Origin of the sequence: Streptomyces colwelliae (genome assembly GCF_048158785.1) — a bacterium.
Taxonomy (GTDB): domain Bacteria; phylum Actinomycetota; class Actinomycetes; order Streptomycetales; family Streptomycetaceae; genus Streptomyces.
This window is the reverse complement of sequence record NZ_JBLTJC010000006.1, coordinates 50,399-64,959: the sequence shown is the minus strand read 5'-3', so window position 1 is coordinate 64,959 and position 14,561 is coordinate 50,399. Positions and strand designations below refer to the sequence as shown.

15 protein-coding genes and 1 pseudogene are annotated in these 14,561 nt (G+C 72.5%); 11 read left to right on the top strand and 5 right to left on the bottom strand.

Annotation, left to right across the window (positions count from 1 at the left end):
• Positions 1-74: 74 nt before the first annotated feature.
• Both ACNFOC_RS02620 and ACNFOC_RS02615 read left to right on the top strand, forming a co-directional pair.
• Positions 75-776 carry a response regulator gene (locus tag ACNFOC_RS02620; RefSeq protein ID WP_416956141.1) on the top strand — a complete coding sequence of 234 codons (702 nt, stop codon included), beginning with the start codon at positions 75-77 and terminating at the stop codon, positions 774-776.
• Between the two features lie 133 nt (positions 777-909).
• Entirely contained in the window at positions 910-1,932 is a 1,023-nt protein-coding gene (locus tag ACNFOC_RS02615; protein ID WP_416956139.1) for an Acg family FMN-binding oxidoreductase, read from the top strand.
• Between the two features lie 99 nt (positions 1,933-2,031).
• On the opposite strand, the gene ACNFOC_RS02610 is transcribed toward ACNFOC_RS02615, so the two are convergent.
• The gene (locus ACNFOC_RS02610; protein WP_416956137.1) at positions 2,032-2,880 is read right to left on the bottom strand and encodes a universal stress protein; all 849 of its coding nucleotides are present in this window, start codon (positions 2,878-2,880) and stop codon (positions 2,032-2,034) included.
• Between the two features lie 227 nt (positions 2,881-3,107).
• On the opposite strand from ACNFOC_RS02610, the gene ACNFOC_RS02605 reads away from it, so the two are divergent.
• Positions 3,108-3,620 carry a universal stress protein gene (locus tag ACNFOC_RS02605; protein ID WP_416956135.1) on the top strand — a complete coding sequence of 171 codons (513 nt, stop codon included), beginning with the start codon at positions 3,108-3,110 and terminating at the stop codon, positions 3,618-3,620.
• A gap of 268 nt (positions 3,621-3,888) precedes the next feature.
• On the opposite strand, the gene ACNFOC_RS02600 is transcribed toward ACNFOC_RS02605, so the two are convergent.
• The gene (locus ACNFOC_RS02600; RefSeq protein ID WP_416956133.1) at positions 3,889-5,616 is read right to left on the bottom strand and encodes a GAF domain-containing sensor histidine kinase; all 1,728 of its coding nucleotides are present in this window, start codon (positions 5,614-5,616) and stop codon (positions 3,889-3,891) included.
• 294 nt (positions 5,617-5,910) lie between these two features.
• Between ACNFOC_RS02600 and ACNFOC_RS02595 the strand changes: the two genes are divergently transcribed.
• The 3 genes from ACNFOC_RS02595 (at position 5,911) to ACNFOC_RS02585 (ending at position 7,743) form a co-directional block, all read left to right on the top strand.
• Positions 5,911-6,312 (top strand): hypothetical protein, encoded by a 402-nt coding sequence (locus tag ACNFOC_RS02595; RefSeq protein ID WP_416956131.1) that lies wholly within the window; start codon positions 5,911-5,913, stop codon positions 6,310-6,312.
• A 109-nt stretch (positions 6,313-6,421) separates the two neighbouring features.
• On the top strand, positions 6,422-7,060 hold the full coding sequence (locus ACNFOC_RS02590; RefSeq protein ID WP_416956129.1) for a CBS domain-containing protein: 639 nt from the start codon (positions 6,422-6,424) through the stop codon (positions 7,058-7,060).
• A gap of 185 nt (positions 7,061-7,245) precedes the next feature.
• On the top strand, positions 7,246-7,743 hold the full coding sequence (locus ACNFOC_RS02585) for a pyridoxamine 5'-phosphate oxidase family protein (protein ID WP_416956126.1): 498 nt from the start codon (positions 7,246-7,248) through the stop codon (positions 7,741-7,743).
• Between the two features lie 272 nt (positions 7,744-8,015).
• Here the strand turns inward: ACNFOC_RS02585 and ACNFOC_RS02580 are convergent, their stop codons facing one another.
• Positions 8,016-8,636 (bottom strand): DoxX family protein, encoded by a 621-nt coding sequence (locus ACNFOC_RS02580; RefSeq protein ID WP_416956123.1) that lies wholly within the window; start codon positions 8,634-8,636, stop codon positions 8,016-8,018.
• A 136-nt stretch (positions 8,637-8,772) separates the two neighbouring features.
• The gene (locus ACNFOC_RS02575) at positions 8,773-9,606 is read right to left on the bottom strand and encodes a universal stress protein (protein WP_416956121.1); all 834 of its coding nucleotides are present in this window, start codon (positions 9,604-9,606) and stop codon (positions 8,773-8,775) included.
• Between the two features lie 243 nt (positions 9,607-9,849).
• On the opposite strand from ACNFOC_RS02575, the gene ACNFOC_RS02570 reads away from it, so the two are divergent.
• The 3 genes and pseudogenes from ACNFOC_RS02570 (at position 9,850) to ACNFOC_RS02560 (ending at position 11,397) form a co-directional block, all read left to right on the top strand.
• Positions 9,850-10,431 carry an Rv1733c family protein gene (locus ACNFOC_RS02570; RefSeq protein WP_416956119.1) on the top strand — a complete coding sequence of 194 codons (582 nt, stop codon included), beginning with the start codon at positions 9,850-9,852 and terminating at the stop codon, positions 10,429-10,431.
• Positions 10,432-10,612: 181 nt separating this feature from the next.
• Positions 10,613-11,128 (top strand): annotated as a pseudogene (locus ACNFOC_RS02565) (amino acid permease); the annotation flags it as partial.
• A 2-nt stretch (positions 11,129-11,130) separates the two neighbouring features.
• The gene (locus ACNFOC_RS02560) at positions 11,131-11,397 is read left to right on the top strand and encodes a hypothetical protein (RefSeq protein ID WP_416956117.1); all 267 of its coding nucleotides are present in this window, start codon (positions 11,131-11,133) and stop codon (positions 11,395-11,397) included.
• A 93-nt stretch (positions 11,398-11,490) separates the two neighbouring features.
• On the opposite strand, the gene ACNFOC_RS02555 is transcribed toward ACNFOC_RS02560, so the two are convergent.
• The gene (locus ACNFOC_RS02555; RefSeq protein WP_416956115.1) at positions 11,491-12,171 is read right to left on the bottom strand and encodes a DUF2202 domain-containing protein; all 681 of its coding nucleotides are present in this window, start codon (positions 12,169-12,171) and stop codon (positions 11,491-11,493) included.
• Between the two features lie 173 nt (positions 12,172-12,344).
• Here ACNFOC_RS02555 and ACNFOC_RS02550 point away from each other — a divergent pair, with 173 nt between their 5' ends.
• Positions 12,345-13,040: a response regulator transcription factor gene (locus ACNFOC_RS02550; RefSeq protein WP_416956113.1), complete on the top strand. Its 696-nt coding sequence runs from the start codon at positions 12,345-12,347 to the stop codon at positions 13,038-13,040.
• A complete protein-coding gene (locus ACNFOC_RS02545; protein WP_416956111.1) occupies positions 13,030-14,517 on the top strand; it encodes a HAMP domain-containing sensor histidine kinase in 1,488 nt (495 codons plus the stop codon). The genes ACNFOC_RS02550 and ACNFOC_RS02545 overlap by 11 nt, the downstream gene beginning before the upstream one ends.
• Positions 14,518-14,561: the final 44 nt, after the last annotated feature.

Below are 14,561 nucleotides of genomic sequence, written 5' to 3'. Positions count from 1 at the left end.
GGTGCCGGGCGCGTGATGATCGAGGTCACGAACGGCCCGCAGTCCGTTCACACTCCGGGGAACGAGGGGTCGAGATGACCGAGGCACGCACCTTCACCGCGCAGGACCCGATCCGCGTCTTCCTGCTGGACGACCACGAGGTCGTGCGACGCGGTCTGTCCGACCTCCTGGACGCCGAGGAGGACATCTCGGTGGTCGGCGACGCCGAGAACGTCGCGCACGCCCTGGTGCGGGCCCCCGCGGTGCGCCCGCACGTCGCCGTCCTCGACGTACGCCTCCCCGACGGCGACGGCATCACCGTCTGCCGCGAACTGCGCGACCAGCTCCCGGATTTGGCCGTACTGATGCTCACCTCGTTCGACGACGAGGACGCCCTGCTCGACGCCATCATGGCCGGAGCCTCGGGCTATGTGCTCAAGCAGATCAAGGGCACCGACCTGGTCTCGGCGGTACGCACCGTCGCCTCCGGCCAGTCGATGCTCGACCCCGCGACGACGGCCCGCCTGATGCGCTCGCTGCGGGCCGAACCCGCCCAGGCCCCGGAGATCGCACCCGAGTTGGCGAGCCTGTCGCCGCGCGAGCGGGAGATCCTCGCGCTGATCGGGGACGGACTGACCAACCGCGAGATCGGCAAGAGGCTCTACCTGTCTGAGAAGACCGTCAAGAACCACATCTCCCGGCTGCTCGCCAAGCTGGGCGTCCAGCGCCGGGTGCAGGCCGCGGTACTCGCCTCGCACCTGGAGCAGTCCGAGTCCGGCGACCGTTCCGGCGCCTGAACCGCGCGCCGGGGCCGTCCGGCGCGACCCCAGGCCGTACGGCCCCTCCCCCGGCCCTCCCGGCGGCACCACGCTGGGCAGGAACAGCCGACGGCCCGGCCGCCTCTCGGGCGCGGGGCGGGGAGGAGACCCCATGTCCAGCACGGTTCTCGACGTCCCGACCCTGGAAACGCTGATCGCGGCGTCCGTCGCCGCACCCTCGATCCACAACACCCAGCCCTGGCGCTTCCGGCTCGACCCGGACACGGTCACGCTGGAGATCCGGGCGGTCGCGGAACGCGGTCTGCGGCACACCGACCCGACGGGACGCGCCCTGCACGTCTCGGTCGGCTGCGCGCTGTTCAACCTGCGCGTCGCGATCGCCCACTGCGGCTGGGAGCCCGTGACCCGGCGCCTCCCCCGGCCCGACGAACCGGACCTCCTGGCCACCGTACGACTCGCCGGAACCGCCCGGCCGCCCACGGCCCCGCGTCTCTACGACGCCCTGTGGCGCCGGCACAGCAGCCGCTTCCCGTTCTCCGACCGGCCGGTGCCTGCCTCCGTACTGACCGAACTGACCGAGGCCGCCCACGCGGAGGGCGCCGTGCTGGACCTCCCCGGCCCCACGGAGACCGACCGGCTGCTGCGGCTGACGCGGGAGGCGGAGCAGCGCAACATCGCCGACGCGGGCCGGGCGGCGGAGAGCCGCCGCTGGGTCCACCCGCCCGACGGCGAATCCCTCGGCATGCCACCGGAGGCGATCGGTCCGCAGGACTTCCGGGAGCGGATACCCGTCCGGGACTTCGGCGCCCACCGGCACCCGGCGACGCTCGCCACCCGTCCTTTCGAGAAGCGGCCCTCCATCGCCGTACTGTCCACCCTCCACGACCGCCGCACGGACTGGCTGCGCGCCGGTGAGGCACTCGAACGCCTGCTGCTGGTGGCCACCGCCCACGGCGTGCGGGCCTCCCTCCTGCACCAGGCACTGGAGTGGCCCGACCTGCGCGAGCACCTCACGGACGGCCGACGCGAGCACGCGCAGATGGTGCTCCGCCTGGGCTACGGCAGGCAGGGTCCCGCCTCACCGCGCCGGTCGGCGGGTCAGGCGCTGGAGCGGGGCGCGGCGCCGGCCGCCGGGTCCGGTGCGGCCGCCGGGTCCGGTGCGGCCGCCCGTTGAAGGGATCGCCGACCCGATCGTCCACGGCACAGGAGAGTGGCCGGTGGAACACCGTCTGGTGTTCCACCGGCCACTCTCCGCCGCGGTCATCGGCCGGGGCTAGCAGCGGACGAGGGCGACGGGGCAGTCGGCCTGGCGCAGGGCGGTCCGGCCGACCGGGTCCAGCAGGCCGCCTCCGAACCGGGACCGGCCGCGTACCCCCACCACCAGGAGCTGGCTGTCGCCACTGGCCTCGACGAGGGCCCGGCGCGATCGGCCCTGGGGGCGACGGCAGCGCAGGGTGACGTCCGGGTACCGCTTGCGCAGCTCGGACAGGGTCTCGGCGAGCGCGAAGTCCTCGTCGTCCGCCGCGGCGGCGGCACCGGACTCGCCGTACGGCCGTGTCGCGACGGCGGGCCGCAGATGCACGGCCACCAGGTCGGCTCCCCGCAACGAGGCCTCGGCGAAGGCGAATTCAGCGGCTTCACGGAGTGTCGACGTGCCGTGGACGGCGAGCAGCACGGGGCCGGCCGGGTTCGGCCTGCCGCGCACCACCAGCAGCGGACCGGTCGCGCGTGCGGACAGGCGCCCGGCGAGGGAGTCGTCGCGCAAGGTGCCGTGCCCTCGGGTGCCGTTGCTTCCGACGACGGTCAGGGACGCGCGGTACGACTCCGCCGACAGCACGTTCCCGGGTTCACCGACCAGGACCTCGCGCGAGATCCGCACGCCCGGTGCGGCGCTGTGCGCACACCGCTCGGCCGCTGCCAGCGCGCCACTCGACGATGCGCGTCCACCGGTCCTGCCCGCGTCCCACGAGGGGACTGCGGACGGTGTGCCGCCGGACGGCCAGCCGATGACCTGCATCAGTTCCAGGCCGACTCCGAGGCGCTCGGCCTGCCGCGCGGCGGCTTCCACCACCGTCAGATTCGACCGCGAACCATCCACGCCCACGACCACGGGTCCACTCATCACAGTCCACCCCTCTCCAGGCACCCTCCCCGGGCGGAAGAGGCGCTTCACCGGATTCCAGACTCGTGCGGCCCCCGGCACTCCCACAGGGGCCGGACGGACCCATCGACACACCGACCGGTCCCCGCCCGCAGACCAGTCGGGCCCCGACGCGGCCCCGTCGGCCCACGCCACGGCCGCCGTGTCCGGGCCACCGTGGTGACAAGAGACCGACCAGGGAGGCTCCCATGACCGGACAGACCGACGGCAACAGCATCGTGGTGGGTGTCGACGGATCCGAGCCGTCGAGGGCGGCCCTGCGCTGGGCGGCCGAGCAGGCGGCGGTCCTGCACACGGACCTCGTCGCCGTGCACGCCTGGGAACCGGCCGCGAACGGACACGCGCCCTACGCTCCGGCGCCCGCCGGCCCGACCGTCGCCCAGCAGCACGAGCAGGCCGCGCGGGTCCTCACCGCCACCGTGCGCGAGGCCCTGGGACCCCGGACCTGCGATGCCGTTCTCCGCGTCGTGGTGGAGGGGCCGCCCGCCCGCGTACTGCTCCAACAGGCCCGCGGCGCCCTGCTGTTGGCACTGGGACGCAAGGCGCACGGGAACTTCGGACTGCCCTCGGTCGGCCCGGTGGGCCGTGAGTGCCTGCGATCCGCGACGGTCCCCGTGGTGACCGTGCCGGTCGCGCGCCGGTCACAGGAGTCAGTGGAAGCCGTCAACTCGCCTTCACTGGCCGGGAGTCGTACCTCCTAGCGCCGCGGGCGGCCGGAGGACCGACCGGAAGGCGGCCGCCTCAGACCCCGTTCGTCTTCTGTCCCTCAGGGCAGCCGGTCAGAGGCATGGAGCACGTCGAACACCATCCGGTCCGTGACCGTATCGCCCCGGGACCGGAGTTCTCCGGCGATCTCGCGCGCCAAGGTAGGGGCATCGGACTCGCCCGGCTCCCGCTTCCCGCCCGGAAAACAAAAAACGTCCACACCGCGGTTGCGCGTCACCAGCACCCGCCCGTCACGCAGCGCGCCTATTTCTCCGTCACCGGTACCTTCCACACGAGCGCGGTGCCGCCGCCCCGCGGAGTGGTCCACGCCAGTTCTCCGCCCAGTTGCCGGGCCCGCTCCTCCATGTTCCGCAGTCCGCTGCGGCGGCCCTCGGCCGGGATGCCCACGCCGTTGTCGGTGACCGACAGACGCACCTCGCGGCCGTCGGTCACCAGGGCGACGTCGGCGCGGCCGGCCTGAGCGTGCCGGGCGATGTTGGTCAGCGCCTCGGACAGCACGGCGATCACATGGTCGGCGGTCTCCCGCGGCACGTCGGTGTCGACCAGGCCCTCCATCCGGACACTGGGTGCGAAGCCGAGCACGGGAGCGGCTTCGCCGACCGCGCGCACGACACGAGCCCGCAACCCCGTCCCGGCGCCACCGTCACGCGCCCGCAGACCGAAGATCGTAGACCTGATGATCTTGATGGTCTCGTCGAGGTCGTCCACCGCCCGCGCCACGCGTTCGGCGGCCTCCTCGTGCTCGATGAAGCGGCCGGCGCTCTGCAACGTCATGCCCGTCGCGAACAGCCGCTGGATGGCGAGGTCGTGCAGGTCGCGGGCGATGCGGTCACGGTCCTGGAGAACCGCGATCTCCTGCGCGTCCCGACGGTGGTCGGCCAGTTCCATGGCGACGGCCGCCTGGGCGGCGAAATCCTGGAGGGTCTCGGTCTCCGTCGCCGAGAAGGGCTGTCGCCCGGCCTCCCGCGCCAGCAGGACGACGCCGCGCACGCCTGCCTCACCCGTGCCGATGGGTACGGCCACGGCGGGGCCGAGTCCCCCGAAACGCGGTGGATCCAACGAGATGCGGCCGTCGTTGCCCACGTCCGCGCTGGTGACGGGGGCGGCGCTGGAGAAGGCCAGCCCCATCAGGCTGCGGTCCATGGACAGGATGAGCCCCTGATGCGCCTCGGAGTCCAGCCCCACGGCGAGCTCCACGGCGAGCGACCCGGTGTCCTCCATCGGCAGCGCCACCGCCGCGAGGGCCGACCCCGTGATCTCGCCGGCCCGCTCGGCGATCAGGGCGAGGACGTCGGTACGCGCACCACTGGACATCAGGCTGTGGGTGATCTCCGCGGTGGCCTGGAGCCAGCGCTCACGCAGCCGGGACTCCTCGTACAGACGGGCGTTGTCGATCGCGACACCGGCTGCCACGGCCAGCGTCGACAGGACCGACTCGTCCTCCTCGTCGAACTGTGCACCACCGCGCTTCTCGGTCAGGTACAGGTTGCCGAAGACGTGCTCGCGCACCCGGATGGGGACCCCGAGGAAGGTGTTCATCGGCGGGTGGTTGGGCGGGAAGCCGTACGACGCGGAGTGCTGGGAGATCTTCGCGAGCCGCAGCGGCTCGGGGTGCCGGATCAGCTCGCCCAGGATCCCGTGACCCTCCGGGTAGGGACCGATCTCGGCGATCTGCTCCTCGGTGACGCCGATCGTGTGGAACGCCGACAACGCCTTGCCGTCCGGTGTGATCACACCGAGCGCGGCGTACTCCGCGTCGACCAGGACCGCCGCCGCCTCCACGATGCTGTGCAGGGCCTGCTCCAGCTCCAGCTCCCGGCCGACCGAGAGCACCGCCTCCAGCAGGCTGTGCACCCGGTCACGGGTGCCGCGGGCCGCGTCGAGTCGTGCCTGGAGCTCCTCCAGCAGCTCGTCCAGCTTCAGCTGCGGAAGTCGTATACGAGCACCGCCGGACTCCTCAGCGCCTGCCACCGGTGATCCTCCAGAACCCCTCGCCGCACTGCGGGTCGACCACTCCGGTCATGTGCCACGTTAGCCGCCCAGAGCCAGTGAGCATATGGGATCTCGCCTACGGGAGAAGCGTCACCGGCCCGAGAACTCGATCAGTTGCCCTCTCCTCGTGGCAGTCCCCGGCCCGAGTGGCGGCGAACGTCTGAGAACAACGGGACCCAAAGGGCCCCGACACAGGGCCGGGCGGCCCTGTGTGCGCCCTCGGCACCAGGGCCAGTCTGGAACCGCTGACGAACGATCAAAGGAGTGGAGCAGATGACGCTCAAGAACACCGCCGGCCAGACCCCTTCGCCCGCGGCCGTACAGGTACGGACCGAGGGGGACGTGGACGAGGAAGCACTCACCTACCTGCGGGCCAAGCTGAGCGCGGTCCTCGACCGCCCGGGGCTCGCCCCCGTCGGCGGCGAGGTGCGGATCGCCAGGGCCGCGGCGCATCACGCAGAGCAGCCGTGGTCGGGCGCGGCCGAGATACGGGTGGGGAGCGATCTTGTCGTCGTCCATGCGCGGGAGGCGAGCGCGCACGAGCTCGCGGACCGGTTGCAGGACCGGCTGCGTACCCGCCTGGACCGTGTGGTGCACCGCGAGGACGCGGCCCGCAGGTCGGCCACCCCGCCCCCGTGGCGCGGCGGCCCGGCGGACGGTCGGCAGGATCCGTGACGCATGGTCCGGGCGCCGGCACCCGTCGCCCGGCACGAGGGGAACGGCCGCTCCCGGCACGGCGGTTGGACGGCCGTTCCCCTTCGGCGCAGGTGAAGGGGAACGTGCCGTGAGAATCCACACCGTCGGTGAAGTGATGACCGGTGATGTCGTCCGGGCGTATCCCACGACACCGTTCAGGGAAGTGGTCCGGCTGCTGGAGCGGCACCGGATCAGCGGGGTGCCCGTCGTCGACCACGACGACAAGGTGCTGGGGGTGATCTCCGGGACCGATCTGGTGCGCGAGCAGGCACGCCGGGCCCGCGCCGAGGAGGGGCGCATCGCCACGGCGGAGCAGCTGATGTCGACCCCCGCGGTCACCGTGCACCCGGAGCAGCCCGTCCCGGACGCCGCGCGGGTGATGGAACGCCGTGGCATCGAGCGGCTGCCCGTGGTGAACGAGGAGGACCGCCTGATCGGCATCGCCACCCGCCGCGACCTGCTCCGGGTCTTCCTCCGCACGGACGGGGACATCCGCCGCGAGGTGATCGACGACGTCCTGGTCGGCGCGCTCGGCCTGGCCCCCGACACCGTCACCGTGCTCGTCCGCGACGGTCTGGTCACCCTGACCGGGCCGGTGGAGCGCCGTAGCGACGTCCCGAGGGCGATCAGGACGGTGTGGCGGCTGGAGGGCGTGGCCGGCATGGTCAACGGCCTCAGCTACCGCGTCGACGACGGCACACCGCCCGCACGGCGGGCTCCGGGGTAATCCGAGGTAACACGGCGGGCTCCGGGGTGATCCCGGCTAAAGGGCCGACCGGACACGGCCCAGGGCCGAACGGCCCTAGCCCGACGGACACCGGGGCGGTCGAATGGCCTGGTCAACCCCGCACGCCCCACTCATCGACCGCCACCCGGGTGTTCCGGTGGGCCGCAGGCCGGAGACATCGAGCAGTGAGCGAAGAACCTGTCGCGGGGCCTTTCGAGGCCCCGGACCGAGAGCAGCCGGTCGCTGTGGAGCCGCCGCGCCGGGTCGTCGAGATCGACGGCGCGGAGGCACTGCGGCTGCTGGGCAGTGTGCCCATGGGCAGGATCGCCTTCACCCGGCAGGCGCTGCCGACCATCCGCCCGGTGAACCACATCGTGGACGACGGGAACATCGTCATCCGCACGCACGAAGGTGCGGCCCTGACCTCGCGCACGCTCCAAGCCGACGGCCCGGGAGTCGTCGTGGCCTACGAAGCCGACGCCATCGACCCCGACACGCACCTCGGCTGGAGCGTCGTGGTCACGGGATACGCCCATCTGGTCAGCGACGCCCGCGAACTGACCCGGTATCAGGCGCTGTTGCGCCCCTGGGTGCGGCAGCCGATGGGCTACGCGGTCCGCATCCACCCGGACCTGGTCACCGGTCTCCTGCTCGTCCCCGTCGACCGGCCGGCCGGAGCCTGACATCCGGACTCCGGTGCCCGCTCGTCCGAGGCGCGGACGGGGGGCATGGTCGTGTGCGCCGGCCGCTTGCGCCTGCCGCCCCGGCGGAGTGCGCGTCAGTCGTGCGGAACCACCGCTACGGGCGTCGCGGCGCCGCGCAGTACCGCATGGGTCACCGGGCCGACGAGCACGCCGAGCGGGCCGACCCGGTGGTGTCGAGCCGCCGCACACGAACGACCGGGGCGCCGCCGCCAGTTGGCGGTGGCGCCCCGGTCGCGACAGGCATCCGGCAGTTACTTCAGCCAGTTGTGGTCGCGGACGACGGGGAGCGTGGCCCAGACCTTGCCAAGACCCCACGTGGCACCGGCACCCGCCACCGCGAGGGCGATGATCACGACGGCGTAGATCAGGTGGTAGTCCACGAACGGGTTCGACGACATGCTCAGCGAACCGTCCGACACATGCTTCGCCGGCGGCCACTCGGCGATCCACATCAACGCCATCATCGCCGTACCGGCGACAGCGGCCAGCCGCAGCGCGACACCGGCGATCAGCGCGACGCCGATACCGAGCAGACCGAGCATGAACAGCCAGTTCGCCCAGCCGGCCCCGGCCCAGTCATGGAACGTCGACTCCATCGGACCCGCCGCCACCGAGCTCAGGAAGCCCTTGGTCGGCGAACCGCCGTCGATCCAGCCCTTGCCGGACGGCGTGGCGTAACCGAACCCGAACGTCTTGTCCAAGAACGCCCACAAGAAGACGAACCCGGTGACCAGACGCAGCGACGCGAACGTGTAGGCACGCGTCGCAGTGGTCGTCGCCGTCGTGTCGGTGGCGGCCTGTGCCGTTCCGGTCCGGTGGAGGGACGGGAAGCGGAATCGCGGGTGGTGTTGGGGGTGGTTGTGGACTGCCATGATGCTCATCCCTTTCGAGGGAACGATGCGTTGGGTTCTACGACTCTCGTTGCGCCCTCAATGTCTCGCGAGGGGCGGTGGCGGCGGAGGGGCTACAGGTCCCCGGTCGAGGGCCCGAACGGCCCTGTCCGCCGGGTCACTTGGCGGTGGGCACCACAACCACGGGGCAGTGGGAGCGGTGCAGCAGGGTGTGCGCCACCGGGCCCAGCCGCGGGCCGAACCGGTGGGTGCGGTGGTGCGCGCCGACGACCACGACGGCGCAGTCGCGTGTGGCCTCCAGCAGGGCGTGTGCCGGCCCGGTGCGGACCGTGCGGCTCTCGACCTGGATGCCGGGGTGCCGCTCGCTCAGCCGGGCCAGGCTGAAGCGCGGAACGGAGTCCTCCGCCCTTTCCTGCCGGGCGAGTTGCTGCTGGCCGGGGCTCAATCCCGGGACCAGCGAGGGCAGTTCGGGGGTGATGTGCGGGTGGGTCCAGGAGTGCAGGACGCTCAGCGGGACACCGCGGCGCTCGGCCTCCTGGAAGGCGTAGAGCGCCGTGTCCTCGTCGCTGTCGCCCTCCAGGCCGAGCAGCACGGGCCGGCCGTCGTCGCACGGGTGGTCGCCGCGGACGACGAGCAACGGGCTGTGCACCCGCGCGGCCAGCCGCAGGCTCACCGAGCCGAACAGCAGGCCGGCGATGCCGCCCATGCCCCGGGTTCCCACGACGGTGAGAGCCGCGCCCTCGCTCTCCCGCACGAGCGTGCGCACCGGACCGCCGACGGCGTCCTTGGTCACCACCGGCAGCGCGGGGTGCCGTTCGTGGACGCGCGTGACCGCGGACGCCAGGACCGGTCCCGCCTCATCGCTGTCGGGCACGGCGTACACGACGCCCAATGCGAGGCCGCGACGCGCGGCTTCGTCCGCGGCCCGGTCCAGTGCCCGGACCGAGACCAGCGAACCGTCCACTCCGACAATCACCTGATGGAGAGTCATGTCCCGTCTCCCTTCTGACTGTTGCGTGCTCGCCGTGTTCGGCGGGAAGGGGCCACGGCTGCCGAACGCCCTGGCCGCCGGGCCGGAGTCCGGCGACATCTCCGCCGCAGCGGGCTGAACGGCCCATCCGAGTGTCGGATGCAGTGCCGATGGGGCACCCCGCGGCCCCTGTTCGGCCCAAGCGGCACCACCTTCCCGACTGACACCTTCGAAAGGACGACCACGACGAGGAGGTGCGGACTCATGGGCAGGAACAGGCATCCGAGGAAGCGGCTGTGGCGCTCGCGGAGCAACCCGTTGCGCCGGCACGACGACATCATCGAGGCCTGGATCGTCCTCGTCGTGTGGGCGGTGGTTCTGATGGGCGGCGCACTCGCTGGCCTGGTGACGTTCCACGCCGCCGACGAGGTGTTCGCCGCGCAGCGCACCGAGCGGCACTCCGTGCAGGCCGTACTCCTCACGGATACCCCACCCCCGAACTCGACGGCTGGCGGAGCGCGTGACCTGATCAAGGCGAAGGTCCGCTGGACGACCGCCGACGGCACCCGCCGCACGGGCAGCGCGCTGGTGGACACGGGGCAGAAGGCCGGATCCGAGGTCGTGCTCTGGGTGGACTCCGCGGGCGACTTCACCACCGAGCCGCCGAGTTCGACGGAGGCGGCTCTCGAATCCGCCGTCCTGGGCCTGACCGCCGCACTCGCCTTCGCCGGCATGGCGTTCGGCACCGGGGCCGTCGCACGGTACCGGCTGGACCGGCGCCGTATCGAATCCTGGGGTACGGAGTGGAAGCTCGTAGCGCCGAGTTGGGGCCGCAAGACCAGCTGACGCCCGTTACGCGGCGCGGCACTGCCTGGCCTGGCCTGGCCTGGCCTGGCCTCCAAGTGCGCGTCACACGCGAGCGGATCGGCCAGCACCGGGGGCACCGACAGCCGCTCCAGCACCAACTCTCCGGCAATGGGCCCCTCCTCCTCCGATACCGTGCGCCGAGTACGAGGAGGAGCAGGCGATGAACGCAGAGAGAGCCTTGACTGGCACGGGTGAGTTGAAGCGGCGTCTGGACCTGTCCGACGCCGTGGTGATCGGCCTGGGGTCGATGATCGGAGCCGGGATCTTCGCGGCTCTCGGCCCGGCGGCCGACGCCGCCGGTTCCGGCCTGCTGCTCGCTCTGGCCCTGGCCGCCGTCGTGGCCTACTGCAACGCGACGTCCTCGGCACGGCTGGCCGCTCTCTATCCCGAGTCCGGCGGCACCTACGTCTACGGCCGCGAACGCCTGGGCGACTTCTGGGGCTACCTGGCCGGCTGGGCGTTCGTCCTCGGCAAGACGGCCTCCTGCGCGGCCATGGCCCTCACCGCCGGCGCCTACCTCTGGCCCGACCAGACCCACGCGGTGGCCGTGGCCGCCGTAGTGGCGCTGACCGCGGTGAACTACACCGGGGTGCGGAAGTCCGCCCTCCTCACCCGCGTCGTCGTCGCGGTCGTCCTGGCCGTGCTCGCCGCCGTGACCGTCACCCCAACAACAAGCAGGTGCTGCTGAACACGGACGGCTCCGTCAAGTCCGTGAAGCCGATCCCGCACCACTACGCCCAGACGGCGTCGTCCGCCTCCACGCACGCCCCGTACCCGGCGTACGTGCAGGACCTCAAGGCGCAGAACGTCGCCGACCGCAGCTCCACCTCCCCGGCCCTGCCGATCGCCCTCGGCGCCGGCCTGCTGACCGCCGGCACGATGACCACCGTGTTCGCGCTGCGCCGCCGCAGGGCGCGTGCGGGGACCCCGACGGCGGCCGTGTAGGCCCCTCGGTCTCTCTCCGACGAACCCAGACGGTCCCGGCCAGGTACAGGCCGGGACCGTCTCCCTTTGCTCGTCCTACTCGTGTTGCTCGTTCTACTCGTCGGCAATCCAGTGCTCGAATGCCGTCAGGTGCCTCTCGGAGGCGGCGAGCAGGTTGGTGTACACCTGGCGCGTGTCCGGGGCGGTGAGTCCGGACAGCGCCTTGTTCAGTGCGGCGATGTCGTCGGTCTCGACCGTACGGCCCGCCTTCAGGGCTCCGGTCAGGCTGTCCTCGCCCTGCTTCAGGAGCCGGTCGTAGGTGGCCTGCACGCCGGGGTCGGTGAACTCACCGGCCGGCTTGCCGGCGGTCGGGTCGGTCACGTCGTAGCGGTCCAGCAGGGTGCGCACGGCGGTCAGGTGCTGGGTCTCGGCCGACGCGATCCGCTCGAAGACCCGCACGTCGTAGCGTTGGGCGAACGCCGTGTAGAGGTCGTGCGCGAGCTTCTCCTCCTCTGCCATGCTCGCCAGCGTGGCCTTCTGAGCGGCCGTCAGGGTGCCCTGCTCGGCCAGCGCGGTTCCGTTGCAGGTTACGTCGTGCTGCCGGATGCCGTCCGTGGCGCCGCCATAGTGACGCGCCTGATGCTGAGCGTCCGCCATCATGCTCTGGGACGTGGTCTGCACGGCCACCGGCCCGCCGCTACCGGGGTCCGCGATCACCGGGCCCACCGCCAGCACGCCGCCGATGGCGAGAGCGCCTGCGGTGACCGCTGTCGCGATCTTGATGTTGCGCCTCATGGCGAACCTCCTCGGTTCCGTGGGAGCGTCTCCCGTTCCCACACCGTCACCGTCGCGCCGGGCCCTGCAGTCGCCGTGCGGTGCGTGTGGAGACGGGATGGAGACATCGGCCGGGCGGGTTGGGGCTGTTCGGCCCCTCCCGGGGGCGTGCGCGTGGCGCGTAGGTGTGGGACATGACCACCACCGTGCTCGTCGTCGAGGACGAGAAGGAGATCCGCGAGCTGCTGCGCCGCTACCTGGAGCGCGCCGGGTACGGCGTGCTGACGACCGGCTCGGGCGCCGAGGCCGTGCGGCTGCTCGGCGAGCGTGGGATCGACCTGACGCTCCTGGATCTCGGGCTGCCGGACGTGGACGGTGACGAGGTGCTGCGGGAGGCCCGCGAGCGCGGACGGGTGCCGGTGGTGGTGCTGACCGCGCGCAGCACCGTCGAGGACCGCATCCACGGGCTGCGGCTGGGCGCCGACGACTACGTGACCAAGCCGTTCAGTCCCACCGAGGTGGTGCTGCGGGTGGGTGCGGTGCTGCAGCGCGCCCGAGGTACGGCGACGGGGGCGGCGCCCGTTGCGTCGTACGGCGAAGGACGGCTGCGGATCGACGAGGCCCGGCACGAGGTGGCCCTCGACGGAGTGCCGCTGGAGCTGACGCCCACCGAGTGGGGTCTGCTGACCACGCTGGCATCAGTGCCGGGCCGGGTGTACTCGCGCTATGAGCTGGTCAACCGGGTACGCGGCTACGAGTTCGCCGGGTACGAGCGGACGATCGACTCGCACGTGAAGAACCTGCGCCACAAGCTCGGGAGCGCCGGCCCCGACCTCGTGGAGACGGTGCTGGGCGTGGGCTACCGGCTGGGGTGGGCCCATGACACGTGAGCCACGTTCGCCGCGCTCCGGCATTGGGCCGTCCGGTGGGCTCGGCCCGCTTGGCCGACGGCTGTTCGCCGCGTTCGCCGTGGTGGCACTGGCGTCCGTGGCCCTGCTGACGGTCGCCGCGCTCGTCGGAACCGATCGCGGACTCAGCAGTGCCCACCAGGCGGACCGTCAGCGCACCGCCTCCCGGGTGGCCGCGGCCGCCGCCGACGCCTACCGGACCGCGGGCGGCTGGGCATCGGCCGACCTGTCGGCCGCGCGCTCCATCGCAACCGGCGCCGGTGCAGTGCTCACCGTGCGCGACGCGGACGACGAGATGATGTCCGGTGGCTCCGGCGCCGGGTCGCAGGACGAGCACGGCATGTCCGGCTCGGGCCCCGGGCATCACGGGCAGGGCACCGGCTCGGGACCCGGCGCGAGCGCGACCGTGGTGGTCAATGGCAGCACCGTCGGCTCCGTACACCTCGTCTTCTCGGCCGACTCCGGGTCGGCGGGCCTGTCCGTCGCCTGGGGCTGGGTGGTCGGGGCCGCTGTCGGCGCGCTTGCCCTGGCACTTGCCGTGAGCTGGTTCGTCACCCGCCGCCTGACAGCCCCCGTGGTCCGGGTCGCGTCAACCGCCCGTGCGCTGGCCGCCGGGGACCGCACTGCGCGGACCCACATCGACGCGCCCGGCGAACTCGGCGATCTCGCCCGCGCCTTCGACGCCATGGCCGACAACGTCAACCACGTCGAGCAGGCCCGCCACCAGCTCGCCGCAGACGTCGCCCACGAACTGCGGACGCCCCTGGCCTCGTTGCAGGCGGGGCTCGAGGAACTGCGCGACGGCTACGCCGACCCGTCGGCCGAGCGCCTGGCTTCCCTGCACGACCAGGCCCTGCGGCTGGGCCGTGTCGTCGGTGACCTCGGAGAACTGGCGGAGGCGGAGGCGGCCCGGCTGTCCCTGCGTCTGACCGAGGTGGATGTGACCGCCCTGGCCGGCGCTGCCGCGGCCGAGCGCGAGGCGGAGCTGCGCACGGCAGGGATGACGGTTCACATCGCCCCGGGCCCCGCTCCCCTGCTGGTCCGCGCCGACGCCGACCGGCTGCACCAGGCCCTCGGCAACCTGCTGAGCAACGCCGCCCGCCACTGCCGTCCCGGCGACACCGTCACGGTCACCACCTCCGCCACGCCCTTCGAGGCGCTCGTGGAGGTGGCGGACACCGGTCCGGGCATCCCCGCCGACGAGTTGCCGCACGTCTTCGACCGTCTGTGGCGCGGGGCCCGCGCTCGTTCCTCGGGCGGCAGCGGCATCGGTCTGGCCGTGGTCAAAGAGCTGGTCACCGCCCACGGCGGCACGGTCACGGCGGACTCCGGACCGGGCGGCGGGACACGGATGACGCTGCGGCTGCCCAGGTCCGCGCCACACGGCTCACGGCTCGTTCCCGGCCCCGGCGCCGAGCCGCTTCTCACCTCCCAGGCAAATACCCCCAGGGGTATTTGACGCTCCCCTCCGGGTCGCCGTACTCTCGCCAGAGAGATACCCCC

Excerpts from the sequence above, each read along its gene's own strand:
- ACNFOC_RS02610 (WP_416956137.1), bottom strand. The coding sequence starts at position 2,880 with ATGAGTGGACCCGTGGTCGTGGGCGTGGATGGTTCGCGGTCGAATCTG.
- ACNFOC_RS02575 (WP_416956121.1), bottom strand. The coding sequence starts at position 9,606 with ATGACTCTCCATCAGGTGATTGTCGGAGTGGACGGTTCGCTGGTCTCG.
- ACNFOC_RS02545 (WP_416956111.1), top strand. The coding sequence starts at position 13,030 with ATGACACGTGAGCCACGTTCGCCGCGCTCCGGCATTGGGCCGTCCGGT.
- ACNFOC_RS02605 (WP_416956135.1), top strand. The coding sequence starts at position 3,108 with ATGACCGGACAGACCGACGGCAACAGCATCGTGGTGGGTGTCGACGGA.
- ACNFOC_RS02550 (WP_416956113.1), top strand. The coding sequence starts at position 12,345 with ATGACCACCACCGTGCTCGTCGTCGAGGACGAGAAGGAGATCCGCGAG.
- ACNFOC_RS02595 (WP_416956131.1), top strand. The coding sequence starts at position 5,911 with ATGACGCTCAAGAACACCGCCGGCCAGACCCCTTCGCCCGCGGCCGTA.
- ACNFOC_RS02580 (WP_416956123.1), bottom strand. The coding sequence starts at position 8,636 with ATGGCAGTCCACAACCACCCCCAACACCACCCGCGATTCCGCTTCCCG.
- ACNFOC_RS02615 (WP_416956139.1), top strand. The coding sequence starts at position 910 with ATGTCCAGCACGGTTCTCGACGTCCCGACCCTGGAAACGCTGATCGCG.
- ACNFOC_RS02620 (WP_416956141.1), top strand. The coding sequence starts at position 75 with ATGACCGAGGCACGCACCTTCACCGCGCAGGACCCGATCCGCGTCTTC.
- ACNFOC_RS02555 (WP_416956115.1), bottom strand. The coding sequence starts at position 12,171 with ATGAGGCGCAACATCAAGATCGCGACAGCGGTCACCGCAGGCGCTCTC.
- ACNFOC_RS02570 (WP_416956119.1), top strand. The coding sequence starts at position 9,850 with ATGGGCAGGAACAGGCATCCGAGGAAGCGGCTGTGGCGCTCGCGGAGC.